We start from the raw sequence: 24,559 nt of genomic DNA, 5'->3' as shown, positions 1-24,559 counted from the left end.
AAACACATGCAATGGGAAGTCGTCATCGGGCTGGAGATTCATACCCAGCTCACCACCCAGTCGAAGATTTTCTCCGGCAGCGCCACCACGTTCGGCTCCGAGCCTAATACCCAGGCGAGTCTGGTAGATCTGGGCATGCCCGGCAGCTTGCCGGTGCTGAACAAGGAAGCCGTGCAGATGGCGGTCAAGTTTGGCCTGGCCATCGACGCCGAGATCGGCCAGCACAACGTGTTCGCCCGCAAGAACTACTTCTACCCTGACCTGCCGAAGGGTTATCAGATCAGCCAGATGGAATTGCCGATCGTTGGCAAGGGCCATTTGGACATCACCCTCGAAGACGGCACGATCAAGCGCATTGGCGTGACCCGCGCGCACCTTGAAGAAGACGCAGGCAAGAGCCTGCACGAAGATTACAGCGGCATGACCGGCATCGATCTCAACCGCGCCGGTACGCCGTTGCTGGAGATCGTTTCCGAACCGGACATGCGCTCGGCGAAGGAAGCGGTTGCCTACGTCAAGGCGATGCATGCACTGGTTCGTTATCTGGGCATTTGCGACGGCAACATGGCGGAAGGCTCGCTGCGCTGTGACTGCAACGTGTCGATTCGCCCGAAAGGCCAGGTTGAGTTCGGCACGCGCTGCGAGATCAAGAACGTCAATTCGTTCCGCTTCATCGAGAAGGCGATCAACAGCGAAATCCAGCGTCAGATCGATCTCATCGAAGACGGCGGCAAGGTCATTCAGCAGACCCGCCTGTACGACCCGAACACCAATGAAACCCGCGCCATGCGCAGCAAAGAGGAAGCCAACGACTACCGCTACTTCCCCGACCCTGACCTGTTGCCGGTGATCATTGAAGACTCGTTCCTGGAGCAGACCCGGGCGACCTTGCCGGAACTGCCTCCGCAGAAACGCGAGCGCTTCCAGTCGCAGTTCGGGCTTTCGCTGTATGACGCCAGCGTGCTGGCCTCCAGCCGCGAACAGGCCGACTTCTTCGAGAAGGTCGTCAGCATCTCGGGCGACGCGAAACTGGCGGCCAACTGGGTGATGGTTGAGCTGGGTTCACTGCTGAACAAGCAGGGCGTCGAGATCGACGAATCGCCGGTCAGCGCTGAACAACTGGGCGGCATGCTGCTGCGCATCAAGGACAACACCATCTCGGGCAAAATCGCCAAGATGGTTTTTGAGGCCATGGCCAATGGCGAGGGCAACGCCGACGAGATCATCGAGCAGCGCGGTCTCAAGCAAGTCACGGACAGCGGCGCCATTGAGTCGATGCTGGACGATGTACTCGCTGCCAACGCTGAACAGGTCGAGCAGTACCGTGCGGCCGACGAAGCCAAACGCGGCAAGATGTTCGGCTTCTTTGTCGGGCAAGCGATGAAGGCATCGAAGGGCAAGGCCAACCCGGGCCAGGTCAACGAACTGCTCAAGCGCAAGCTCGAAGGCTGAACGCGAAACCTGTAGGAGCGACCGGGTGGCGCTCCACCTTGCCCGCGAAGAGGCCGGTACACCCGCTAAATTTTTAGCGATTCAGATACCGTCTTCGCGGGCAAGCGCGCTCCTACAAGGGACCGCGGCCGCAAATCGCGGTCTTCTGCACAAACGTGCTCGCCCGGGTCAGTCCCGGGCGATGCCGAATTGCCGAACTGAACATTTCCAAGGGACCCTGCCCCATGCGGCGAATCCTCGGCGCTTGCGCCCTGCTCTCCCTGCTGGCCGGCTGCGCCAGTGACGGCCTCATCGATCCGCACGGTTACAACGCAACCGGTGGCGCCTCGTATTACGGCTCACAACACGCCGGTCAGCGCACCGCCAGTGGTGAGCGCTTCGACCCGAATGCCCTGACTGCCGCGCACCGTCAACTACCGTTCGGCACGCGCGTGCAAGTCACCAACCTGGACAACGACCGCAAGGTCATCGTACGCATCAACGATCGCGGCCCGCACACGCGCGGTCGGCTGATTGACGTGTCGCGCGCAGCGGCCACGCAATTGGGTATGCTGCGCAGCGGAACCGCACAAGTGCGGGTACAAGCCCTCGACGACTGACTGGTGCCCTGAATTCTCGCCCTAACGAATCTGCCCTTGCCTACCCTGATCGAGCTCGCCTGCGGCCTGTTGCTGATGATCATCGGCGCGCAACTGTCGGTACGCGCTGCCGTGGCCCTCGCCGCGCTGCTCAAAACCCGCCCGCTGTTCCTCGGTCTGACAGTCGTCGCCCTCGGCAGCAGCGCGCCTCAACTTGCCGTCGGATTGCAGGCAGCCTTCACCGACAGCACCGACATCGCGGTCGGCAGCGTCATCGGCAGCAATATTTTCAACGTGCTGGTCACACTGGGGCTGTCGGCGTTGATCATCCCGCTCAGGGTGGCTCGCCAGTTGGTGCGTGTTGACCTGCCGCTGATGATCGGCGCGACCGTATTGGTCGCCGCGCTGGCCTGGAACGGCGAGCTGAGCGCACTGGATGGCATCGTGTTGCTGCTTGGAATGGCAGCGTACCTGTTCGTCGTGGTGCGCCAGTTTGCCCACGGCGCGCGACATGTCTCGAAGGTCGGCGTCGCTCCGCGTCGTCGCGTCAGGCCCATACTCGGCCGGCTGGCGTTGATGGCATGCGGCCTGGCCCTGCTGACCTTCGGCAGCCACTTGCTGGTCGGCGCGGCGGTGACGGTAGCGCTGGACCTTGGTTTGTCGGAGCGGGTCATCGGCCTCACCGTGATCGCCGTGGCCACATCGCTGCCCGCCTTGATGACCTCGCTGGTCGCAGCATTGCGCGGTGAACGGGACATCGCCGTGGGTAACATTATCGGCAGCAACCTGTTCAACCTGTTGGGCGTGCTGGGCATCACGTCGCTGATTGCCACCGGCCCACTGTCTATATCGCCCAACGCGCTGGATTTCGATTTACCGGTCATGCTGGGCGTGGCCGTGCTGTGCGTGCCGCTGTTTTACTCGGGTTATCGGATCACCCGGCTGGAGGGGCTGTTGCTGCTCGGGCTTTACGCTGTGTATGGGCTGCACATCGTCTCCTTCACCACCGGCATGCCGCTGGCAGAGCGGCTGGAACGTCTGATGATTCACTACGCGTTGCCGGTGATAGCCGCGTGCATCGTGGTCGGAACGATGCGCGCATGGCGACGGCAGCACTGAACACCTGAGGATGAACAACATCCCACTGTAGGAGCCGGCTTGGAGGATGAACCACGACCCACTGTAGGAGCCGGCTTGCTGGCGAAAGCGGTAGATCAGTGACGAAGATGGCGCCTGATGCACCGGGTTCGCCAGCAAGCCGGCTCCTACGATTGCGATCCTAGTCGTGGAATGTCGCCGGTGAGATGGGCATGGCGTTATTGCCTAGGCTGGTGAAAGCCGCGTGCATCGTGGTCGGAACGATACGCGCGTGGCGACGGCAGCACTGAACGCCTGAAAATGAACCACGACCCGCTGTAGGAGCCGGCTTGCTGGCGAAAGCGGTACATCAGTGACGAGGATGGCGCCTGATGCACCGGGTTCGCCAGCAAGCCGGCTCCTAAAGACTGCGCCGTGAACTGGCTGCGATTCCAGGACCGGCAGGGGTTCCGGGATTGGCAGTGGTTCCAGGATGGGCTGAAGGTCTATATCCACCCGCCCCATTGCAGGATGAAAATCCCGACATTGGTCGTGACCGCGGCCGCCAGGGTGGTGATGACGATGATCGATGCAGCCAGTTCGTGGTTGCCATTGGCCGCACGCACCATGACAAAGCTGGCCGAGGCTGTCGGCGCGCCGAAGTACAGAAACAAAATCCCCAGCTCTGCATGACGGAAGCCCAGCAGCCACGCGCCGAGTGTGCAAATCAGCGGCAACCAGACCATTTTCATCAGGCTGGCGCTGATCGCCAGCGTGCCGCTCTCGCGCAATGACTTCAACGACAGGGTGCCGCCGATGCACATCAGCGCCAACGGCAAGGTCATCTGCGCCAGGTAACTGCCGGAGGTGTCGAGCCATTTGGGGAACGGGATCTGAAAGTAGGCGAATGGCGCGGCCGCGACGATGCTAATGATCAGCGGGTTGGCCATAACGCTTTTGGTGATGCTCCACGGGTCGGACTTGATGACCGGGCTGTAGACCGCAAGCACAACGGTGGACAGGGTGTTGTAGAAAAGAATGACCAGCGCGGCCAGAATCGCGCCCAGCGAAATGCCGTAGTCGCCGTACATGCTTGCGGCCAGCGCAAGGCCGATGACGCCGTTGTTGCCGCGAAACGCCCCTTGGGTGTAGGTCCCGCGCTCGGCGAACGGCACACGGTAAATGGCCCAGCCCCACGACAACGCAAAACCCAGCAGCGTCGCCACGATGAAATAGATCAACACCCCAGGCTGCAGCGCCGCATGAAGGTCAGCGTGGATGATCCCCAGAAACAGCAGCGCCGGCATTGTGCAGTTGAACACCAGCGAGGAAGCCGTGTGGATGAAGTTGTCGTTGATCCAGCCCACGCGCTTGAGGACCACGCCCAGGAACAGCATGGCGAAGACCGGGGCGGTAATGTTCAGGGTTTCCAGAAAGATTGCCAGCATGCACGCCAAACCCTGAGCCGTCGTTAGGTAGCTAATGATAGGCCAGCGGAGCGCGAAGTGTTAACGGCAATTGCGAGTCATCGTACAACTGCGACTCCATCGGGCCCTGATCGGATGGCAGGCCGCCACTTCACTGGCCCTGATGGTAGAGGGTGGCGCGCCGCAAAATTGTAGGAGCGCGCTTGCCCGCGAAGACGGTATTTCAACCGCTAAACATGTAGCGAATGTACCGCCGTTTTCGCGGGCAAGCGCGCTCCTACAGGGGTTGCGTCAGGCCTGATTGGCAGGCTGCAGCTTTTTCTCAAACACCGACGCGCCATCCAGGTCCCGCAGCGTCACGGTCATCTCGGCGCTCTGCCCGTCGATGTTCACCTCACCAAAGAACTGGAACCCGGCGAACGGCGAAGTGTTCTGCGCGGGCGGGGCTTTCTGAAACACCAGCTCAGGCCCACACGTCTTGTCCAGCGTGTTAGGCCCGAAGCTGCCGGCATTCAGCGGCCCGGCGACGAATTCCCAGAACGGATCGAAGTCTTGAAATATTGCCTGATCGGGATGGTAGTGATGCGCGGCGCAGTAATGCACATCGGCAGTTAGCCAGACGGTGTCGCGCACCTTCTGTTGGCGCAGGAATCCCAGCAACTCGGCGACCTCCATTTCACGGCCTTTTGGCGCGCCATTGTCGCCGTTCGCGATCGCTTCCCAGCGCATCACGCCGGGGCTGATCTCACCGTCCGGGACGCCGAGCCCTATCGGCATGTCGGCGGCGATGACTTTCCATTGCGCCGTCGAAGCCTGCAGTTCGCGCTTGAGCCAGTCCAGTTGCTCACGACCCAGAAAGGCGGTGGTCGGCCCCGGTTTGTCGGCCAGATTGGCATCGTTGCCGTCGCGGTAGCTGCGCATGTCGAGCACGAAGACGTCCAGCATCGGGCCGTAACCGAGTTTCCGGTACACACGCCCGCCGTTGTCGGCGCTCTGCAGGCGCATCGGTGCGTATTCCAGAAACGCCTGGCGGCCGCGCGAGGCCAGCAACTGGATGTCTTTGACCTTGTAGCGGTCATCCAGCTGCTTGCTCGGCGACCAGTTGTTGGTCACTTCGTGGTCGTCCCACTGCCAGATCTGCGGGACCTCGGCGTTGAAGCGTCGCAGGTTGTCGTCCATCAGGTTGTAGCGGTAGGCGCCTCGGTATTCGTCGAGGGTTTCGGCGACCTTGCTCTTTTCTTCGGTAGTGATATTGCGCCAGATGCGTCCACCCTCGGTGACGACTTCGGCGGGTACAGGCCCATCGGCGTAAATGGTGTCGCCGCTATGGATGAAAAAGTCCGGCAGGCGCAGGCGCATCGCTTCATAGATGCGCATGCCGCCGATGTCAGGGTTGATGCCGAAGCCCTGCCCTACCGTGTCGCCGCTCCAGACGAAGCGGATGTTGCGTCGATTGACCGGCACGCTGCGCAGATGACCAAACCACGGTTCACTGGCAACGCCGCTTTGAGCGTCTTCGAAGTAGACGCGGTAGAAAATGGCCTGATCGGCCGGCAAGCCCGTCAACTCGACGCGGGCGGTAAAGTCGGTGCGCTGGTCGGCGAGCAACGAAACCGCGCGGCGCGGCTGGGTGAACATGCTGCGGGTGTCCCATTCAACCACCATCCGGGCGGGGCGATCACTGCGGCTCCAGACCATCGCGCGGTCGCCGAGGACATCGCCGGACTGCACCCCGTCGGTCATCTTCGGGCGGTCCTTCACGGACGCAATGACAGCGGGTGCGAGCCCCGGCAGCAACAATCCGGCGCCAGCAGCCTGAATGATACGGCGGCGGGTCAGGTCAAACCGGGACATGTTTATCCTCCTCTAGCGAATGCCAAAGTGAGGAAACTAGCAGCGGATTGTTTGCAGGAGATGACAGCGGATCGCAGCACCCGGTGATGAGGAAATCACTGACACAACTCGTTCACCTGGTGGGACCGGCTTTAGCCGGGAAGGCGTCGGTAGTCACACCAAGGTTCTGATTGCGGGCACACCGGCCTCTTCCCGGCTAAAGCCGGTCCCACTAAAAGCATCGCGTGCATCCCGTGGAACCGGTTATAGCTGGGGAAACGCCAGCGGTTACGCGCCGGCGGGCACTGCGTCCAGTTCGGCCGTTTCAGGGCGTTTGAGCAGCGCATAGAGCACACCGGTCACGACGCTGCCCGCGACGATCGCCAGCAGATACAGCAGCGCGTGATTGATCGCGTTAGGAATGAGCAGCACGAAAAGACCGCCGTGGGGCGCCATCAGTTTGCAGCCGAAGAACATCGACAGCGCACCGGTCAGCGCGCCACCGGCAATGCTCGCCGGAATCACCCGGAGCGGGTCTTTGGCGGCAAACGGGATCGCCCCTTCCGAAATGAAACACAACCCCAGCACCAGCGCCGCCTTGCCTGCTTCACGTTCGCTCTGAGCGAATTTGCGGCGGGCGATCAACGCGGCGATGCCCATGCCGATCGGCGGTACCATGCCAGCGGCCATCGTCGCTGCCATCGGTGCGCCGCTGCTGGAAGCCAGCAGCCCCACCGAAAACGCATACGAGGCCTTGTTGATCGGGCCACCCAGGTCCACGCACATCATTGCGCCCAGCAGCACGCCGAGCAGCACTGCGTTGGCGGTGCCCATGGTGTCGAGGAAATGCGTGAGGCCTTCGAGCATGCCAGCGACCGGCTTGCCCACCACGTAGATCATCACCAGACCGGTGAACAGACTCGCCAGCAAAGGGATGATCAGAATCGGCTTCAACGCCTCGACGCTCGCCGGCAGCTTTGCGTAGCGATTGACCGCCCACGCGCTGTACCCCGCAAGGAAGCCAGCGATGATCCCGCCAATGAACCCCGCTCCCAGGGTGCTGGCCAGCAAGCCGCCGATCATACCTGGCGCCAGCCCCGGCCGGTCTGCAATGGAATAAGCGATGTAGCCCGCCAGCAACGGCACCATCAGCTGGAACGCCGCGCCCGCGCCAATCTGTTTCAACGCTGCCGCCAGCGTACCCGGCTCCTCCGCCGCGTGAATCCCGAACACGAACGACAGAGCAATGAGCAGACCGCCCGCCACCACCATCGGCAGCATGAAGGACACCCCGGTGAGCAGGTGTTTGTAGACGCCGGTCTTCTCTTTTTTGGACGCGCCTTTCGCAGCTGACGCGGCGGACTCCACCTCAGCCTCGGCCAACGCTTTTTTCAACGTGGCCTCGGCCTGCTTGAGCGCAACGCCGGTGCCGCAGCGATAGATGCGCTTGCCGGCGAAACGCTCAGTGGCGACTTCGATGTCCGCCGCCAGCAGCACCACATCAGCGTCGGCAATGGCTTGGGCGCTGAGCGGGTTACGCGCGCCTACCGAGCCCTGGGTTTCGACCTGCAAGTCGTAGCCGAGCTTCTTCGCCGCCTGCTGAATGGCTTCTGCGGCCATGAACGTATGCGCGACGCCGGTCGGACAGGCCGTGACCGCCACCAGTCGCGGTTGTGCGGAGGCTGTAACCGCGGGCGCGCTGCTTGCGGTGTGCTCGGTGGCAAGCTCTGCCGCAGACCGCAAAAATTCGTCTGCGTCCTGCAATGCTCGCGCGGGCGTGGCTTGATACAGCCGCTTGCCGGAGAAACGCGTCAGGTCCAGCGCACCGGTATTGACGACCAGCACCCAGTCGGCCGCTGCAATATCGGCCGCAGACAACTGCTTTTCCGGATGACGCGGATCGTGGATCTCTACGCAAGTGCTCCAGCCCTGACGCTGCGCCGCTGCATCCAGCAGACGGGCACTGAGGACGCTGCTGATTTTGCCGTTCGGACACGCCGTAACGATGGCTAACTTCATCACACTTCCTCTCTTGTCATGCCGTCAGGACGCGGACGCTGACGCCGCTTTCCAAATGCTTCAATTGCGCCGGGTCATTGATGCCGAAACCGATCTGGGTAACGGCCATGGCCGCGATGGCGGTGGCCGTGCGCAAGGTCTGCTCGGCCTTGTGCCCGCAGAGCAAGCCGTGGACCATGCCGGCCAACAGCGAATCCCCCGCGCCGACGGTGCTGGCGACGGTGACTTTGGGTGGCAGCGCCTGCAACGCCGCGTCGGCGCTGAACCAGTGAACGCCTTCCGAGCCTTGGGAAATCACCACATGCTCGATGCCGCGCTGACGCAGTTCAGCCGCAGCCTGCGCTTGTGCGTCGATGGAGATGATGGGCGCATCGAGGGCATCAGCCAGTTCCTCGGTGTTGGGTTTGATTATCCACGGCGATGCCTCCAGGCCAACGCGCAAGGCTTCGCCGCTGGTGTCCAGGGCCACTTTCAGCCCCATCGCGTTGAGCCGCAGCAACAGCGTTTTTAGCCACTGCGCGCTGACGCCCCGTGGCAAGCTGCCCGCCACGACCACGGCGTCGAACCCGGCCGCGATCTGCTCCACGCGAGTCGCCAGCGCCTGTTGCGCCTGCACGCTGACCTCAGGCCCCGGGCCATTGAGGTCGGTGATGCGCCCGCTGCTTTCAGCCAGTTTGATGTTACTGCGCGTCTCGCCCGGCACCCGCACGAACTCGTCGATGAAACCGCGTTTGGCGAACAGGCTTTCAAACGGTTGCTGGTTATCCACCCCGAGAAAACCGGCGACCGTCAGCTCGTGACCCAAGTCAGCCAACACTTGGGCGACGTTGATGCCCTTGCCCGCCGCGTGGCTGAGCATGGCGTCGCTGCGGTTGACCTGGCCGACGTGCAACGGACCGAGCTGCACGGTCAGGTCCAGCGCCGGATTCATCGTCAATGTAAGAATTTTCGCCATTACAGCCCCTCCACCAGGGCACGCACGTCCGCTGCGCTGCCAGCGGCCAGAGCCGTTTGCGCGAGTTTTCGGGCTTCGATCAGATTCAATTCACGGACGCAGGCTTTGACTTCACCAATGCTGCGCGCCGAGACACTTAATTCATCCACCCCCAGGCCAACCAGTACCGGCACCGCCAGCGGGTCGGCGGCGAGTTCGCCGCACACGCCCACCCATTTGCCATGGGCATGGGCTGCGCGCACGGTGATGTCGATCAGTTGCAATACCGCCGGGTGCAAGCCATCGGCCTGCGCCGACAGGGTCGGGTGACCGCGATCGATGGCCATCGTGTACTGGGTCAAGTCGTTGGTGCCGACGCTGAAGAAGTCGACTTCTTTGGCCAGCACCGGGGCCAGCAGGGCAGCCGACGGCACCTCGATCATGATCCCCAGTTGCAGGTCGGCAACGGGGATTTCCAAGCGCAGCCGCTCGGTCATCTCGCGCGCCTGACGCCACTCTTCAACGGTGCCGACCATGGGGAACATGATCCGCAACGGCCGATTGTCCGCCGCCCGCAACAACGCCCGCAGCTGGCTTTCCATGATGTCCGGGCGCTGCAGGGTCAGGCGGATGCCGCGCACGCCGAGAAACGGGTTTTCTTCTTTGTCGATAGGCCAGTAAGGCAGCGGTTTGTCGCCGCCCACGTCGAGGGTGCGGACCACCAGCGGACGACCGTCGAGGTCGTCAAGCACGCGGCGGTACTCGGCTTCCTGGGTGGCTTCGTCCGGCGCGGAGCTGTGCGCCATGAACAGCAATTCGGTACGGAGCAGGCCAATCCCTTCGGCGCCCTGCTCCACCGCTGCCGGCGTACCGGCGCTGTCACCAATGTTGGCAAACACTTCAACGGCATGGCCGTCCTGGGTGATGGCCGGTTCCATACGCAATGCAGCCGCCGCCTTGAGCCGTTGCTCGCGGGTGTCACGGTCCTGCACCGCACGCTTGAGGGTGGCCTCGTCCGGGGCGACGTCGAGACGGCCGCGTTGCCCGTCAATCAGTAACTGCGTGCCGGATGTGATCAGCAGTACATCATCCCCCGCGCCCACCAGCGCCGGAATGCCCAGCGCGCGGGCAACGATGGCACTGTGCGCCGTGGCGCCGCCCCGGGCGGTCAGAATCCCGGCAACGCGCGCAGGGTCCAGACGCGCGACGTCTGAGGGGCCTACTTCGTCCATCACCAGGATGTAAGGTTCGTCCGGTTCGACCAGGTCCTCGACGCCGCAGATTTGCGCCAACACCCGGCGGCCTACGTCACGCAGATCCGCTGCGCGTTCAGCGAGCAGCGCATCCTTGAGTTGTTCCTGCTGCCGTGCTGCGGCCTCGATCACATTCATCCACGCTGCGGCGGCGCTTTCGCCCTGTTTCAGGCGCTGCGCGACTTCGTCGACCAGTTCTGGGTCGGCGAGCATTTCGTGGTGGGTGACAAATATCTCGCGAATGGCCTTGGCCGAACTGCGCGCGATCAACTGCTCGATGTCGATACGCACCTGAGCCAGCGCGCTGTGCAGGCGTTCGTGTTCGACGCCCTGGGACTCGCCCTGCAACGGATAATCAAGCACCGGCAGCACGTGGACATGAGCCGGACCGAAGGCAATGCCGGGCGAGGCAGGCACAGCCTGACGCTGCGAACCGGCTGCGGGTGCGCTGAGGGTCTTTTGCGCCACGGCCTTGTCTGCGGCAGGCTCGGAGTGGGCCGGCAGCGCTTCGATCTCTTCGCCCAGCCCGTCGAGTACCGCCGCCACCAGCGCCGGCAGCGCCTGGGCGGCAACGGTCGGCTCGGCGATGAATTCCAGGGACTGCCCGCGCTGCACGCCGAGGCTCAAAAGCTTGCTCAGGCTTTTGGCAGAGACGGGGTTATCTGTGCCATCGACAATGCGCACGCGCACATCGCCCTCAAATCCTTTGGCCAGCTGCGCCAGGATTTTCGCCGGCCGCGCGTGCAAGCCATGGGCGTTGGCCAAGGTCACGCGTTCGCTCGGCCAGTCCGGCGGCACGTCACCGCCCAATGCCTGAAGTACCGCGCGACTGCTCTTAGCCTGGCCCAACTCATGGCCGCGCCCCTCGATCAGCAGCGCACACAGACGTTCAAGCAAGGCCTGATGCGACTCGCCCAGGCTGGCCAGGCAGAACAACCCGGTCAGCGCCTGGCCCAGATGACGCATCGGTTTATCCGGCGTGACAAACGCCAGGCCGGGTTTGTTGACCATTTGCTCACTGTGCAGCCACCACAGGCCTTCGCCCAACGGCAAAGGCTCAACCTGCTGCAGCACGGCGGCAAAACCGTTGTTCACGCATTCGGCCTTGCGCAACAGGCGGGCACCGCGCCAGACCAGCTCTTCAAAATCATCGACCATCACGCCCAGGCTGATCATTTGCGCGTCGAGGGCCAGCTCTTGCGGCGCGCCCTGGAGCAACTGAAGCAGCGATTCCGGGTCCTTCGCTTGACGCAGCGCCTCACCCAGGTCGTTCTCACCGAGCGCGCGGGTCAGCAGTTGCAACAGGCGCAAATGCTCGTCGGACTTGGCTGCAATGCCGATCGCCAGGTAGACCATCTGCCCGTCGCCCCAGTCCACACCCTCAGGGAATTGCATCAGGCGCACGCCCGTGGCAAATACTTGATCGCGGGTTTGCGGGGTACCGTGGGGGATGGCGATGCCCTGGCCCAGGAAGGTCGAACCCTGTTGCTCGCGCGCCTGCAGACCTTCAAGGTAGCCAGGGGCGACCAGTCCGTCGGCGACCAACAGGTCGGCCAGAAGCTGCAACGCCGCGGGCTTGTTCACCGCCGACTGTTCCATGGATATTTGCTCTATGGTCAGCTCGAGCATTGCTTTCTCCTGTGCTGCGCGGGGTCGCGCCTGATTCTTGTTGTAGGACCGGCCCTACGGCCGATGACTTTCAGTGACGGACGATGAAGACAACGCCCCATCTTCATGCGCGCTTCGAGACGGTTCTCGTCGGGCACAAGGCAATAAACACGCCTGCTGAATCGTTTAACCTAAGGTGTCGCGCACGTTACTCGATAATACCGGCGGTTTGAAGCTCATCCGGTCGAATCATGTAGGAAACGTCTCTAGTGCCTCATATCCTTCCTACAACGAGACGGTCTGCTGTCATGATGGCTGTTAATCGGTGAAAATCCCTGCCACGGTAGGTCAGCTGCCACTTTTGCTATTCATCACGAAAAGGATGCCCGGCTTGAAACTCAGTGATATTGCGCGTCTGGCCGGTGTTTCTGTGACCACGGCCAGTTACGTGATCAACGGAAAGGCCGAACAGCAACGTATCAGCAGTGCAACGGTGGAGCGCGTGCGCGCGGTGGTTGAGGAACATGGCTTTCGGCCCAACCCTCAGGCGGCCGGCCTGCGCAGCCGGCACACCCGGACCTTGGGCTTCATCCTGCCCGATCTCGAAAACCCGAGTTACGCGCGCATTGCCAAACAACTGGAACAGGGCGCTCGCGCTCGTGGCTACCAACTTCTGATTGCCAGTTCAGACGACGATCCCATCAGCGAGTTGCAGCTGTTGCAGCTGTTCCGAGCGCGACGCTGCGATGCATTGTTCGTCGCGAGCTGTTTGCCCGCCAGCGACGACAGTTACCGTGCGCTGCAGCAGCAAGGGGTTCCGATTATTGCGATTGACCGGGAAATGGACCCGGTGCATTTCTGTTCGGTGGTCAGCGATGACCACGACGCCAGCCAGCAACTGACCCGCAGCCTGCTGGAGATCAAGCCCAGGCACATTGCCCTGATCGGCGCGCGCCCGGAGCTGAGCGTGAGTCAGGCTCGGGCCGGTGGCTTCAAAGATGCGCTGGAGGGCTTCGAAGGTTCGGTCATCATTGAGCACGGCGACGCATTCAGCCGTGACTGCGGGTTGCAACTGGCCAGCGAGATGTTCGACCGTCTGGGGTATTTCCCCGACGCACTGATCACAACGTCTTACGTCTTGCTGCAAGGCGTGTTCGATTTGCTGCACCAGCGTCGGCTGAACCCGGATCAGCTTCATCTGGGCACCTTCGGCGACACCCAACTGCTGGATTTCCTGCCGCTGCCCGTCAACGCGATGGCCCAGCAGCATCATCTGATCGCCGAAAAAGCCCTTGCCCTGGCGCTGTCGGCCGTCGAGCAGGATCACTACGAGCCGGGCGTACATGCCATCGTGCGGACATTCAAGCAGCGCATTCACGAGGCCTGAGCCCTATGCGACTGATCGACACGCACACGCACCTCGATTTCGACGACTTCGACGCCGACCGTGATGCCGTGCTTGCCAGCTGCCAGCAGCTGGGTGTCGAGCGCGTGGTGGTGTTGGGCGTGTATCAGCGCAACCTGCAACGCGTTTGGGACCTGGCGCTCAGCCAACCCTCGGTTTACGCCGCCCTTGGCTTGCATCCGGTGTTCCTCGAAGAGCATCAGCCCGAGCACGTTCAGGAGCTGCGCGACTGGCTGACCCGCCTGGCCGGGCATCCCAAGCTGTGCGCCGTGGGCGAGGTCGGTCTCGATTACTACATCGAATCGCCGGACCGCCCCCGCCAACTGGCGCTGTTGGAGCAGCAGTTACAACTGGCTGCAGACTTCAACCTGCCTGCCCTACTCCACGTGCGCCGCAGCCATGCTGACACGATCGCCGCCCTCAAGCGCTTCAGGCTGGCGCGCAAGGGTGTCGTCCATGCATTCGCCGGCAGCCGTGAAGAAGCGCGCGAGTACATGAAGCTGGGTTTCAAGCTGGGGCTGGGCGGCGCCGCAACGTGGCCGCAGGCGCTGCGCATGCACCGGGTCATCGCCGAACTGCCGCTGGACAGCGTGGTGCTGGAAACCGACTCGCCGGACATGGCACCGGCAATGTTCGCTGGGCTACGCAACAGCCCCGAGCACTTGCCGGCCATTTGCGCCGCCATCGCTCAACTCATGAACATCGCCCCGGACACACTGGCGGCCGCCAGCAGCGCCAACGCTTGCGAGGTCTTCGGCTGGGGCTGAAGCTGTCGCCAATTTCATGTTCCGCGAAGAAATTCCAGCGAAGCAACGCGGTCCCTTGGTTATCTCTCTGACTAACCAAGGAAACCGTAAATGAAATTCTCGAAGTTCGCGCAGGCCTTGTCGCAGTGGTCCGGCAGCCCACGAACCTTCCTCGTTGCGATTGCACTTATCTGCGTCTGGGCCGCCACCGGGCCGTTGTTTCACTACAACGACACGTGGCAGCTGATCATCAATACGTCCACGACGATCATCACGTTCCTGATGGTTTTCCTGATCCAGAACACTCAAAACCGCGATACCGATGAGTTGCACATCAAGATCGACGAATTGCTGCGGGTGACCAAAGACGCACAGAACGCTGTGCTGAGCCTGGATAACCTCGATCAGAAGGAACTGCACGCCCTGCGCAAGAAATACAAGGCGATGGGCGAAGGCATCGAGTTTGACCACACCGAAGCGTTTCCAGAGCCGGTAGAAGACCCGGATGCCGTACTCAATGAGCAACAGACTCAGCCGCAGACTGCAGGCCGCTGATCAATTCGGGATGAACAAATGCGGCAAATACCCTTCCTAAACAGTTGAACGGCACAGCGTTAAAGCAATGCAGCGTGCACATCTTCACTCTGGACGGGAGTATGAAAATGCCGACTGATAACAAAGACAAGTACACCGACAAACAGAAGCGCAAGGCAGCCAAGATCGAGGACAGCTACGAGTCAAAAGGCGTGTCGAAGGATGAAGCCGAAGCTCGCGCCTGGGCGACTGTGAATAAACAATCCGGTGGTGGTGAAAAGAAAGGCGGTTCAGGCACCAAAAAACCCGCCGGTGCCAAAGCGCATGATCGCAAAGACTCGGCAAAACGGGCAGCGGCCGCCCGGGAAGGTGCCCCTCAGAACGGCAACGGTGCATTGGCTGATCGCACCAAAGCGGACCTGCTTAAACGGGCCCGAGAGCTGGATATTTCGGGACGCTCGACCATGAGCAAGCCACAACTGGTTGAGGCCATTGGCAAGGCCCAATGACGTCAGGAAGTGGTTGAGCAAAAAAGTAGTTGAGCAGAACAGCGGCAAGTCAGCCCCGTTTGGGGCCGGCTCGCCGCGCTGGCTGCAAGCAGGGGCTTACAGCCAGGATCGCACGATCTGACTCAAGTAATAGGTGCCGGGTTGAACAATGTAATGTCGTTGTGCAGACGGTACTTCTCGGTCCAGGTCGTCTTCTTCCCGCTGGCGACATCGAGGTAGAAGTGGAACAGTTCCCACCCCAGATCTTCGATGCTGGCACGGCCGGTTGCAATGCGCCCTGCGTCAACGTCGATCAGATCGGGCCAGCGCTGCGCCAGCTCGGTCCGGGTCGACACCTTCACCACCGGTGACATCGCCAGGCCATAGGGCGTACCACGCCCCGTGGTGAATACATGCAAGTTCATGCCTGCCGCCAGTTGCAGCGTGCCGCAAACAAAATCGCTCGCCGGCGTGGCGCAGAAGATCAGGCCTTTGCGTGAGACCCGCTCGCCAGGGCCAAGCACCCCGTTAATGGCGCTGCTGCCGGACTTGACGATGGACCCCAGTGACTTCTCGACGATGTTCGACAAGCCGCCCTTCTTGTTGCCCGGCGTGGTGTTGGCGCTGCGGTCCGCTTCACCTTTGGCCAGATAACGGTCGTACCAGTCCATTTCACGGACCAGGCCTTCGGCCACTTCCATGTTCTCCGCGCGCGACGTCAGCAGGTAGATCGCGTCGCGCACTTCGGTTACTTCCGAAAACATCACGGTCGCGCCCGCACGCAACAGCAAATCCGAAGCGAAACCCAGCGCCGGGTTGGCGGTGATGCCGGAAAACGCATCGCTGCCACCGCATTGCATGCCCAGAATCAACTCGGACGCCGGCACGGTTTCGCGCCGACGCTGATCCAGTTTCTTCAGGCGTGTTTCGGCCAGCTCCATGATCTGCTCGATCATTTCGTTGAAGCCGTGCTTGGAGTCCTGCAGGCGGTACAGCCAGGGCTCGCTCAGGTCTACCGACGCATCGTCGGTGTGCATGACCTGATCGGCCTGCAGCTTTTCGCAGCCTAGGCTGATCACCAGCGCTTCGCCGCCCAGGTTCGGGTTGCGTGCCAGATTGCGCACGGTGCGAATGGGGATGTACGCGTCTTTCGCAGTGATGGCGACGCCGCAGCCATAGCTGTGGGTCAGCGCCACCACGTCGTCGACGTTGGGGTATTTGGGCAGCAGCTCCTCGCGGATGCGCTTGACGGCGAAGTCCAGCACCCCGGTCACGCACTGCACCGTGGTGGTGATGCCGAGGATATTGCGCGTGCCGACGGTGCCGTCGGCGTTGCGATAACCCTCGAAGGTGAAGCCTTCCAGCGGCTCGCCCCTGGCCGGCACGGCATCGGACATCGGCAAGCTGTCCAGCGCTGGCGCAGATGGCATGCGCAGCTGATCCTCCCTGACCCAACTGCCCTTCGGTATCGGCTGCAAGGCATAGCCGATGGTGTGGCCGTAACGAATGATCGGCTCCCCTTCGGCGATGTCCACGGTATTTACCTTGTGGCTCTGCGGCACATTGTCGACGGTCACCAGACCGTTATCGAATTCAGTCCCCGCCGGAACGCCCTGGTCATTGACCACGACGACAACGTTATCAAGCGCATGCAAGCGAATGTAACGTGGCGAGTCGGCATGCTGGATCAAGTTCATCACGGTTTTTCCTCAGATTTTCGCTTGAGAAAGTTCGGCTTCACTGGCCGGTTGGGCACCCTTCGTTGGGGTGTCCTTGAGTTCTACACGTTTGATTTCACCGACGATGAAGATGTAGCTGATCACCGCCACCAGCGCGTTGGCGCCGACGAACACCAGAGCCCATTTGAACGAGCCGGTGGTGCTGATGATGTAGCCGATGACAATCGGGGTGGTGATCGATGCGATGTTACCGAACATGTTAAACAGACCGCCGCTCAAACCGGCGATTTGTTTCGGCGATGCGTCGGACATGACCGCCCAGCCCAGTGCGCCCACGCCTTTGCCGAAGAAGGCCAGTGCCATGAAGCCCACGACGACCCATTCGATGTCCACGTAGTTGCAGGTCACGATCGAAGTCGACAGCAGCAGACCGCCAATGATCGGCGCCTTGCGAGCGAAGGTCAGCGAGTGGCCTTTGCGCAGCAGGTAGTCGGAGATGATCCCGCCCAGGACGCCGCCGATGAACCCGCAGATCGCTGGCAGCGAAGCGATGAACCCCGCCTTGAGAATGGTCATGCCACGTTCTTGAACCAGGTACACCGGGAACCAGGTCAGGAAGAAGTAGGTGATGCCGTTGATGCAGTACTGAGCCAGGTAGATGCCGAGCATCATGCGGTTGGTCAGCAGCTGACGCACGTAATCCCATTTCGGGCCGCTTGCCGAGCCTTTGCCTTTGTCCTGGTCCATGTCGACCATGCCGCCATTATTGGCGATGTGATCGAATTCTTCCTTGTTGATTTTCGGGTGGTTACGCGGGCTGTGGATCACTTTCAGCCAGATCAGCGAGAACAGGATGCCGATGCTGCCCATCACGATGAACACGTGCTGCCAGCCGAAGGTGTAGACGATCCAGCCCATGATCGGCGCGAACAACACGGTGGCGAAGTATTGCGCCGAGTTGAAGATCGCCGAAGCCGTGCCGCGTTCGGAGGTCGGGAACCAGGCCGCGACGATGCGGGCGTTGCCAGGGAATGAGGGAGCTTCAGCAAGACCCACCATGAAGCGCAGCGCAAATAGCAGAAAGATCGCGGTCGAGAGGCCGAATTCACCGACGTAGCCTTGCAGCACGGTGAACAGAGACCAGGTGAAAATGCTCAATGCGTAGACTTTCTTGGAACCGTAACGGTCCAGCAGCCAGCCGCCGGGGATCTGACCGGCAACGTAGGCCCAGCCAAACGCAGAGAAGATAAAACCGAGGGTGACGGCGTCAATGCCGAGACTTTTCTGCAGGCTGGAGCCTGCGATAGCGATGGTTGCACGGTCGGCGTAGTTGATCGTGGTCACCAGAAACAGCATGAGCAAGATCAAATAGCGGACGTGAGTCGGCTTGGTTTTTTGCATGTTCGAAACTCCCACTAATTATTTTTTTGCGCGGGTAAACGATCTTATGTGTGTGCTGCTCGCCTCTGCCCCTAAAAACCAGACGCGATGTGAAGCGCTATGAACGAGAACCTTCAGGCAATGCCTGGGGACCTCGAACGCCAGCAGCCTTGCCGGCACGAAATGCAGAATCCTGATAAGGAGGTTGAACCGGCTTGCCGGTAACCGAAGCCCCGAGGGCAAAAAACCGCTGATCGCTCAGCGGTTTTGGGGAGCCGGGCAGTTACTGCTTGCCCTGCTTGTCCATCAGTGCAGCCAGCATGTCGACTTCGTCCGACGTCAGGTCGGTCAGCGGAGCGCGGACCGGACCTGCGTCGTAACCGGCGAGCTTGGCGCCAGCCTTGACGATGCTCACGGCATAGCCGTGTTTGCGGTTACGGATGTCCAGGTAAGGCAGGAAGAAATCGTCGATCAGCTTGCCAACGGTTTCGTGGTCATCCTTGGCAATCGCATGGTAGAAATCCATGGCCATTTTCGGCAGGAAGTTGAACACCGCGGAGGAGTAGACCGGCACGCCGAGCGCCTTATAGGCAGCGGCGTAGACTTCTGCGGTGGGCAGGCCACCCAGGTACGAGAAGCGGTCACCCAGACGACGGCGGATCGAAACCATCAGTTCGATATCACCCAGGCCGTCTTTGTAGCCGATCAGGTTAGGGCAACGCTCGGCCAGTTGCTCCAGCAGCGTAGGTGTCAGGCGGCAGACGTTACGGTTGTAGACGACGACGCCGATCTTGACCGATTTGCAGACCGCTTCAACGTGGGCGGCAACACCGTCCTGGCTGGCTTCTGTCAGGTAGTGCGGCAGCAGCAGCAGGCCTTTGGCGCCCAGACGTTCGGCTTCTTGAGCCATCTGGATCGCTTGGCGGGTCGGGCCACCGACGCCAGCCAGAATAGGCACGCTGGTTTCGCAAGTGTCGACGGCAGTCTTGATGATTTCGGAGTATTCGTCGCCGGTCAGGGAGAAGAACTCACCTGTACCGCCCGCTGCGAACAATGCGGACGCACCGTAAGGGGCCAACCATTCCAGACGCTTGATGTAGCCAGCGCGGTGGAAGTCGCCTTGGGCATTGAAATCGGTAACCGGGAAGGAAAGCAGACCGTGAGAGAGGATGGACTTCAGTTCTTGTGGATTCATTATTCGAACACCCTGGGGAGCTATTTTTGTGGATGAAGCACCAGTCCTGCGCTGATGTCGTAAGTCATCGTACAACTGGCAAGGTGATCACTCAATAGCGTTTTGAAATATTTATGACGAGTGCGGATCAGTGGTGATTTTCAGGTAAGGCGGGATGTGGAGAAGGTGGGATAGGAAAGGTTGGTGCTGTTGCAGGGCTCTTTGTAGGAGCGCGCTTGCCCGCGAAAGCGTTTCTCCAGGCGCCGCTGCGCAAGATGACCCACCGCCTTCGCGGGCAAGCGCGCGCCTACAGTGGATCGGCGTCGCCTGCCCTTTCGATGAATCAGCTCAAGCCCGTTGCGACTCCGCCTCTTCATGGGCATGGCGCAGGCGTTCGCGGCTGTTGGTCAGGTGCAGGCGCATGGCGGCGCGGGCGGCATCGGAATCCTGGCGCGCGATGGCGTCGTAGATTTCCTCGTGCTCGCGGCTCAGTCGGCTCATGTAATGCTGGTTGTCATCGTGAGCCAGCCGCGCGGAATTCAGGCGCGTGCGGGGAATAATGCTGGTGCCCAGGTGATTCATGATGTCGGTGAAGTAGCGGTTGCCCGTCGACAGTGCGATGGCCATGTGGAACTGGAAGTCAGCGCCTACTGCGTCGCTGGCGTGCGCTGCGCTTTCGCTGAGTGCATCCAGCGCGGCGCGCATATCGGCCAGTTGTTCGGCGGACCGGCGTTGAGCCGCCAGGCCGGCAGATTCCACTTCCAGGCTGATACGCAGCTCAAGAATCGCCAGCACGTCACGCAGGGTGACGATGGTGGCCGGATCGATACGAAAGCCGCTCGGGCTTGGCGTGTCGAGCACGAAGGTGCCGATGCCGTGACGGGTTTCGACGAGCCCGGAGGCCTGCAGGCGAGAGATGGCTTCGCGAACAACCGTGCGGCTGACGCCCTGCTCTTCCATGATTGCAGACTCGGTAGGCAACTTGTCCCCGCGCTTCAGCCCGCCATTGCGGATCCGCTCGGAGAGTTCAGTCACCAGTTCCTGCGCGAGACTGCGGTGCTTTCTGCGTGCGCGAGGCGGAGCACTCTGATTTTCCATATCCAACTGGCATCTCTAAATACGCTGAAACGCTGATAATAGCCTACCGGGTTGCGCGATCACACCGCAAACCCGGCAAGACTGTAGGGATTTACCGCACTTTACGCTCAAAGCGCCGTTTCGGTGAGCGGCTGCTCGTGCAGTTGCCCGGCTTCGATGCGCACATGCCGACGATGGAATCGCTTGAGGCTGCTGCGATGGCCGATGCTGAGCAGGGTCACGCCCGGCAGCTCGTCCAGCAACGCCTGATACAGCGCGGCCTCATCCTCTTCGTCCATCGCGGATGTGGCTTCATCCAGGTAAAGCCAATCCGGAGCGAACAGCAATGCCCGGGCAAATGCGACGCGCTGTTGCTCACCCGGCGACAGCATGCGCTGCCAATGTTCGCTTTCGTCCAGCCGCGCGACCAGATGGCCCAGGCGACAGGTTTCCAGGACTTGCGCAAAACGCTCGGCAGGATAGACCTCGGGCGCCTGTGGATAGCTCAATGCCTCGCGCAATGTGCCAATGGGCAAATACGGTTTTTGCGGCAGGAAGAACGCACGTTTGGCCGGCAGTCTGACCGCTCCGTGGCCTTCATTCCACAGCCCACCCATGGCGCGCAGCAGCGTACTTTTGCCACTGCCGGAGCGGCCGCTGAGCATGACGCGCTCGCCCGCAGCAATATTGATGTGGGCATTGGCGAGAAGCTGGCGACCGCCGACCAGAGACAGCGCCAGCCCATCGATTTGCAGAGCGTTACTGTCGTGGCTGACCTTGATCGATGGCACACGCGCTTCGTTTTCATCCATGGCCTGACGGAAGCTGAGCAGACGATCACAGGTAGCGCGCCACGAGGCCAGCTGGGTATACGCGTCGATGAACCAGCTGAAATTTTCCTGCACGTTGCCGAACGCCGAGTTGATCTGCATCAGCTCGCCCAATTCGATTTTGCCGGCGAAGTAACGTGGTGCAGCTACCACGAAGGCAAACACAATTGCGATTTGCGAATAGCCTGCGGTAAAGAACGTCAGGCGCTTCTGCACCTTCATGATTGTCCAGAAGTTGCTCCAGACCATGCCGAAGCGCGCACTCAGGCGCTGATTTTCGTTGGCCTCGCCGTCCGACAGGGCGATGCTTTCGGCATTCTCGCGTACACGCACCAGCGAGAAACGCATATCAGCTTCGTAGCGCTGTTGCTGATTACTCAGCAGGATGAGGCGTTTGCCGATCAAGTGAGTCAGCAGGCTGCCGACGGCGGCGTAGATCAGCGCGGCCCAGAACATGTAGCCGGGAACGGTGATGCCAAACAGCTCGATGCTGCCGGACACGCCCCACAGGATCACTGAAAATGACACCAGACTGACCACGGTACGGAGCAGTCCGAGGCTCAGACTCAAGGTGTCGGACGTGAAATTATTAAGGTCTTCGGACAGGCGCTGGTCCGGGTTGTCGGTGTAACCGCCCTGCTCCAGCCGGTAGTAATTTTTGTGCGCGAGCCACTTGGCGAAATGCTGTTCGGTCAGCCAGCGACGCCAGCGAATGGTCAGCATCTGAGTGAGGTAAAGCCGGTACACAGCGCCAAGGATGGCGATAGCGGCAATACCGCAGAAATACAGGATCAGATGCGTAAAGGCGCCCAGATCCTTGTTCTGCAGGGCGTTATAGAAATCGCGATACCAGCTGTTGACCAGCACAGAAATAAACACGCTGAACAGCGACAGCACGATCACGGCGATCAGCAGCACCCAGGCCATGCCTTTCTCTTCGCTGCGCCAGTAAGGCGCCACCAGCTTCCAGACCCGGGAGAAGAAACTCCCGTTCACAGCGTCGTTGACCCTGGACTCATCTACATCGAAATTCATGGCAAAAGCTCGGCAGCGGGCAGTGAAGGACGTCGGCGCCAATGTGCCAGACGCCGCAGACGATCTTCCATGAAGAAATGTTTAACCAGTGCTCCCTGCCTAGCGACGGACCGGCCGCTTCTGCAACTTGCGCTGCAAAGTGCGTCGATGCATCCCCAGAGCGCGCGCCGTGGCGGAGATATTGCCTTCATGCTCGGTCAGCACGCGCTGGATATGCTCCCACTGCAGGCGGTCCACCGACATCGGGTTTTCCGGCACCAGCGTGTCCAGGTCGGCATGCTCGGACAGCAGCGCCGCGAGCACATCATCGGCGTCGGCGGGTTTGCACAGGTAATTGCAGGCCCCTCGCTTGATCGCTTCAACGGCGGTGGCAATGCTCGAATAGCCCGTGAGGATCAGCACCCGCATCTCCGGGTCGAGTTCCAGCAGCTTGGGCAGCAGCACCAGCCCTGAATCGCCTTCCATCTTCAGATCGACGGCGGCGTAATCAGGAATGTCTTGCTGCGCGAGGGTCAGGCCTTCTTCGGCAGAACCGGCAGTGCTCACGCGGAACCCACGGCGAGCCATGGCCCGCGCCATCACGCGGGTAAAGGTGGCGTCGTCGTCCACCAGCAGCAGGTGCGGCAGTTCTTCGCCTTCAACCTGGATTTCTTCAGTCATGCGTCATCTCCTCGTGCGTTACGGGGAAGGCGCAGCTCGGTGAGCGTGCCACCTTCCTCGTGAGGGTAAAGTTTCACCGAGCCGCCCGCGCGGGTCACGCTGGCCTTACTCAAAAACAGGCCGAGGCCGAAACCTTTGCCCTTGGTGGTAAAAAACGGTTTACCGATCTGCTCGGCGATGGCCAACGGCACGCCGGCGCCATGATCGCGGATGCTGATGCGGATTTCAGTGGCGGTCCAGTCCAGATTGACCTCAAGCCCTTCTGCGCAGGCATCGGCCGCATTGTTGAGCAGGTTCAGCAGTGCCTGGGTCAGGTCGGGCGGCGGCGCAAGCATGGGCACATCACCCTGCCCCAGACGTTGAAAGCGGTAGGTGGCTTCCGGACGCATGAGGTGCCAGCGGTTGAGCGCCTGATCAAGCCAGCGCGTGACTGTCTGCTCCTCCACGTTGAGCCGACGATTGGCTTCTGCGGCGCGAACCAGTTGCTGCAAGGTCTCTTTGCACAGCTTGACCTGATCCTGCAGCACCGACAGGTCTTCCTGCAACGCAGGGTCCTTATGGTCCTGCTGCATTTCCTTCAGCAATACGCTCATGGTTGCCAGCGGCGTGCCCAGTTCGTGAGCGGCGCCGGCGGCTTCAGTCGCCACCGCTAATAACTGCTGGTCGCGTGCGCCCTCTTCCCGGCGCAGCGCACGCATGTGTTCCTGACGGCGCAGCTCTTCAGCCATGCGTGCGGCGAAAAAGGTAATCACCCCGGCGGCCAGCGCAAAGCTCAGCCACATGCCGTAGATCTGCATGTTTTCGCGAGCAACGAAAGCGTCCAGCGGAAAGAACTTGGCCAGCATCAAGGTGTACAGCGCCAGCGCGATACCCGAGAGAATGAGCGAGTAGCGCCACGGCAATGTGACTGCGGCGATGGTCAGCGGCACCAGGTAATAGGAAACGAAGGGGTTGGTCGAACCGCCGGAGAAGTACAGGAGCGCGCTGTGGATAAACAGGTCGAATGCCAGCTGCACGGCGTATTCGAGCTCGGTGACCGGCCACGAAGTGCGCAGGCGAATGGCCGTCAGCAGACAGACGATCGCGGAGAAACCGAGGGTGATGTCCAGTTGCAGCCAGGGCAAGGGCAGCAAATCGAACAGATAGGCGAACCCCACCGAACCCGCTTGCGCACCCAGCACTAAAATGCGGATGAACGTCAGGCGCCAGAGGTTTTGACGGGTGGCAGACAGCAATTGTAAGGGGGCGAGCATGAGCTCTCCTGATGAGCGCTCCAGGCGAATCGGAACGAGTATAACCAATGCGACCACAGATGCTGCCAATGTGCGTCAAAGCGCCACACTCGATCCACTGTTTCGCGACCCGGGCCG

The 24,559-nt window shown here is 61.3% G+C and carries 19 protein-coding genes; 7 read left to right on the top strand and 12 right to left on the bottom strand.

Going from position 1 to position 24,559, the window contains the following annotated elements; all coding sequences use genetic code 11:
* Window positions 1-6 precede the first annotated feature (6 nt).
* The 3 genes from gatB (at window position 7) to QRN48_RS16920 (ending at window position 3,149) form a co-directional block, all read left to right on the top strand.
* Window positions 7-1,452, top strand: coding sequence for an Asp-tRNA(Asn)/Glu-tRNA(Gln) amidotransferase subunit GatB (gene gatB, locus QRN48_RS16930; RefSeq protein ID WP_037012604.1), 1,446 nt, complete (start codon window positions 7-9; stop codon window positions 1,450-1,452).
* Window positions 1,453-1,676: 224 nt separating this feature from the next.
* On the top strand, window positions 1,677-2,051 hold the full coding sequence (locus QRN48_RS16925; RefSeq protein ID WP_037012605.1) for a septal ring lytic transglycosylase RlpA family protein: 375 nt from the start codon (window positions 1,677-1,679) through the stop codon (window positions 2,049-2,051).
* Window positions 2,052-2,096: 45 nt separating this feature from the next.
* Window positions 2,097-3,149 carry a calcium/sodium antiporter gene (locus QRN48_RS16920; RefSeq protein ID WP_191944511.1) on the top strand — a complete coding sequence of 351 codons (1,053 nt, stop codon included), beginning with the start codon at window positions 2,097-2,099 and terminating at the stop codon, window positions 3,147-3,149.
* A gap of 464 nt (window positions 3,150-3,613) precedes the next feature.
* Here QRN48_RS16920 and QRN48_RS16915 read toward each other — a convergent pair whose 3' ends face one another.
* The 5 genes from QRN48_RS16915 to ptsP all read right to left on the bottom strand — a co-directional run bounded on the left by QRN48_RS16915 (window position 3,614) and on the right by ptsP (window position 12,202).
* Entirely contained in the window at window positions 3,614-4,555 is a 942-nt protein-coding gene (locus tag QRN48_RS16915; RefSeq protein ID WP_191944338.1) for an AEC family transporter, read from the bottom strand.
* A 270-nt stretch (window positions 4,556-4,825) separates the two neighbouring features.
* Window positions 4,826-6,388, bottom strand: coding sequence for an alkaline phosphatase D family protein (locus tag QRN48_RS16910; protein ID WP_285351836.1), 1,563 nt, complete (start codon window positions 6,386-6,388; stop codon window positions 4,826-4,828).
* Window positions 6,389-6,655: 267 nt separating this feature from the next.
* Window positions 6,656-8,386 (bottom strand): PTS fructose-like transporter subunit IIB, encoded by a 1,731-nt coding sequence (locus QRN48_RS16905; protein WP_191944337.1) that lies wholly within the window; start codon window positions 8,384-8,386, stop codon window positions 6,656-6,658.
* Window positions 8,387-8,402: 16 nt separating this feature from the next.
* Window positions 8,403-9,341: a 1-phosphofructokinase gene (gene pfkB, locus QRN48_RS16900; RefSeq protein WP_285351834.1), complete on the bottom strand. Its 939-nt coding sequence runs from the start codon at window positions 9,339-9,341 to the stop codon at window positions 8,403-8,405.
* Window positions 9,341-12,202, bottom strand: a complete 2,862-nt coding sequence (ptsP, locus tag QRN48_RS16895) for a phosphoenolpyruvate--protein phosphotransferase (RefSeq protein WP_285351832.1) — start codon at window positions 12,200-12,202, stop codon at window positions 9,341-9,343. The genes pfkB and ptsP overlap by 1 nt, the downstream gene beginning before the upstream one ends.
* Before the next feature lie 370 nt (window positions 12,203-12,572).
* Between ptsP and cra the strand changes: the two genes are divergently transcribed.
* The 4 genes from cra to QRN48_RS16875 all read left to right on the top strand — a co-directional run bounded on the left by cra (window position 12,573) and on the right by QRN48_RS16875 (window position 15,375).
* Window positions 12,573-13,568: a catabolite repressor/activator gene (gene cra, locus QRN48_RS16890; RefSeq protein ID WP_285351830.1), complete on the top strand. Its 996-nt coding sequence runs from the start codon at window positions 12,573-12,575 to the stop codon at window positions 13,566-13,568.
* A 5-nt stretch (window positions 13,569-13,573) separates the two neighbouring features.
* The gene (locus QRN48_RS16885; protein ID WP_191944333.1) at window positions 13,574-14,353 is read left to right on the top strand and encodes a TatD family hydrolase; all 780 of its coding nucleotides are present in this window, start codon (window positions 13,574-13,576) and stop codon (window positions 14,351-14,353) included.
* 90 nt (window positions 14,354-14,443) lie between these two features.
* Window positions 14,444-14,887, top strand: a complete 444-nt coding sequence (locus QRN48_RS16880; RefSeq protein WP_052075232.1) for a low affinity iron permease family protein — start codon at window positions 14,444-14,446, stop codon at window positions 14,885-14,887.
* Window positions 14,888-14,994: 107 nt separating this feature from the next.
* Window positions 14,995-15,375, top strand: a complete 381-nt coding sequence (locus tag QRN48_RS16875) for a Rho termination factor N-terminal domain-containing protein (RefSeq protein ID WP_037013280.1) — start codon at window positions 14,995-14,997, stop codon at window positions 15,373-15,375.
* A 122-nt stretch (window positions 15,376-15,497) separates the two neighbouring features.
* Here QRN48_RS16875 and garD read toward each other — a convergent pair whose 3' ends face one another.
* From garD to QRN48_RS16840, 7 genes are all read right to left on the bottom strand, one after another.
* The gene (gene garD / locus QRN48_RS16870; protein WP_037012616.1) at window positions 15,498-17,051 is read right to left on the bottom strand and encodes a galactarate dehydratase; all 1,554 of its coding nucleotides are present in this window, start codon (window positions 17,049-17,051) and stop codon (window positions 15,498-15,500) included.
* A 12-nt stretch (window positions 17,052-17,063) separates the two neighbouring features.
* Complete coding sequence (locus QRN48_RS16865; RefSeq protein WP_037012617.1) at window positions 17,064-18,434, bottom strand: MFS transporter; 1,371 nt, start codon at window positions 18,432-18,434, stop codon at window positions 17,064-17,066.
* A 262-nt stretch (window positions 18,435-18,696) separates the two neighbouring features.
* On the bottom strand, window positions 18,697-19,608 hold the full coding sequence (gene kdgD / locus QRN48_RS16860; protein WP_037012619.1) for a 5-dehydro-4-deoxyglucarate dehydratase: 912 nt from the start codon (window positions 19,606-19,608) through the stop codon (window positions 18,697-18,699).
* A 327-nt stretch (window positions 19,609-19,935) separates the two neighbouring features.
* Window positions 19,936-20,685 (bottom strand): FadR/GntR family transcriptional regulator, encoded by a 750-nt coding sequence (locus QRN48_RS16855; protein WP_285351828.1) that lies wholly within the window; start codon window positions 20,683-20,685, stop codon window positions 19,936-19,938.
* A 107-nt stretch (window positions 20,686-20,792) separates the two neighbouring features.
* The gene (locus QRN48_RS16850; protein WP_191944332.1) at window positions 20,793-22,529 is read right to left on the bottom strand and encodes an ABC transporter ATP-binding protein/permease; all 1,737 of its coding nucleotides are present in this window, start codon (window positions 22,527-22,529) and stop codon (window positions 20,793-20,795) included.
* A 99-nt stretch (window positions 22,530-22,628) separates the two neighbouring features.
* Window positions 22,629-23,189 (bottom strand): response regulator transcription factor, encoded by a 561-nt coding sequence (locus tag QRN48_RS16845; protein ID WP_037012622.1) that lies wholly within the window; start codon window positions 23,187-23,189, stop codon window positions 22,629-22,631.
* The gene (locus tag QRN48_RS16840) at window positions 23,186-24,442 is read right to left on the bottom strand and encodes an ATP-binding protein (protein WP_037012623.1); all 1,257 of its coding nucleotides are present in this window, start codon (window positions 24,440-24,442) and stop codon (window positions 23,186-23,188) included. Before QRN48_RS16840 ends, QRN48_RS16845 begins: the two co-directional genes overlap by 4 nt.
* Between the last annotated feature and the right edge of the window lie 117 nt (window positions 24,443-24,559).

The organism is Pseudomonas sp. ME-P-057, from assembly GCF_030208975.1.
Taxonomy (GTDB): domain Bacteria; phylum Pseudomonadota; class Gammaproteobacteria; order Pseudomonadales; family Pseudomonadaceae; genus Aquipseudomonas; species Aquipseudomonas lutea.
This window is presented reverse-complemented; position numbering and strand designations above follow the sequence as displayed.

Excerpts from the sequence above, each read along its gene's own strand:
- QRN48_RS16855 (WP_285351828.1), bottom strand. The coding sequence starts at position 20,685 with ATGGAAAATCAGAGTGCTCCGCCTCGCGCACGCAGAAAGCACCGCAGT.
- garD (WP_037012616.1), bottom strand. The coding sequence starts at position 17,051 with ATGAACTTGATCCAGCATGCCGACTCGCCACGTTACATTCGCTTGCAT.
- QRN48_RS16850 (WP_191944332.1), bottom strand. The coding sequence starts at position 22,529 with ATGAATTTCGATGTAGATGAGTCCAGGGTCAACGACGCTGTGAACGGG.
- QRN48_RS16845 (WP_037012622.1), bottom strand. The coding sequence starts at position 23,189 with ATGACTGAAGAAATCCAGGTTGAAGGCGAAGAACTGCCGCACCTGCTG.
- gatB (WP_037012604.1), top strand. The coding sequence starts at position 7 with ATGCAATGGGAAGTCGTCATCGGGCTGGAGATTCATACCCAGCTCACC.
- QRN48_RS16905 (WP_191944337.1), bottom strand. The coding sequence starts at position 8,386 with ATGAAGTTAGCCATCGTTACGGCGTGTCCGAACGGCAAAATCAGCAGC.
- QRN48_RS16840 (WP_037012623.1), bottom strand. The coding sequence starts at position 24,442 with ATGCTCGCCCCCTTACAATTGCTGTCTGCCACCCGTCAAAACCTCTGG.
- pfkB (WP_285351834.1), bottom strand. The coding sequence starts at position 9,341 with ATGGCGAAAATTCTTACATTGACGATGAATCCGGCGCTGGACCTGACC.
- QRN48_RS16865 (WP_037012617.1), bottom strand. The coding sequence starts at position 18,434 with ATGCAAAAAACCAAGCCGACTCACGTCCGCTATTTGATCTTGCTCATG.
- kdgD (WP_037012619.1), bottom strand. The coding sequence starts at position 19,608 with ATGAATCCACAAGAACTGAAGTCCATCCTCTCTCACGGTCTGCTTTCC.
- QRN48_RS16910 (WP_285351836.1), bottom strand. The coding sequence starts at position 6,388 with ATGTCCCGGTTTGACCTGACCCGCCGCCGTATCATTCAGGCTGCTGGC.
- QRN48_RS16925 (WP_037012605.1), top strand. The coding sequence starts at position 1,677 with ATGCGGCGAATCCTCGGCGCTTGCGCCCTGCTCTCCCTGCTGGCCGGC.
- QRN48_RS16875 (WP_037013280.1), top strand. The coding sequence starts at position 14,995 with ATGCCGACTGATAACAAAGACAAGTACACCGACAAACAGAAGCGCAAG.
- ptsP (WP_285351832.1), bottom strand. The coding sequence starts at position 12,202 with ATGCTCGAGCTGACCATAGAGCAAATATCCATGGAACAGTCGGCGGTG.
- QRN48_RS16885 (WP_191944333.1), top strand. The coding sequence starts at position 13,574 with ATGCGACTGATCGACACGCACACGCACCTCGATTTCGACGACTTCGAC.
- QRN48_RS16880 (WP_052075232.1), top strand. The coding sequence starts at position 14,444 with ATGAAATTCTCGAAGTTCGCGCAGGCCTTGTCGCAGTGGTCCGGCAGC.
- QRN48_RS16915 (WP_191944338.1), bottom strand. The coding sequence starts at position 4,555 with ATGCTGGCAATCTTTCTGGAAACCCTGAACATTACCGCCCCGGTCTTC.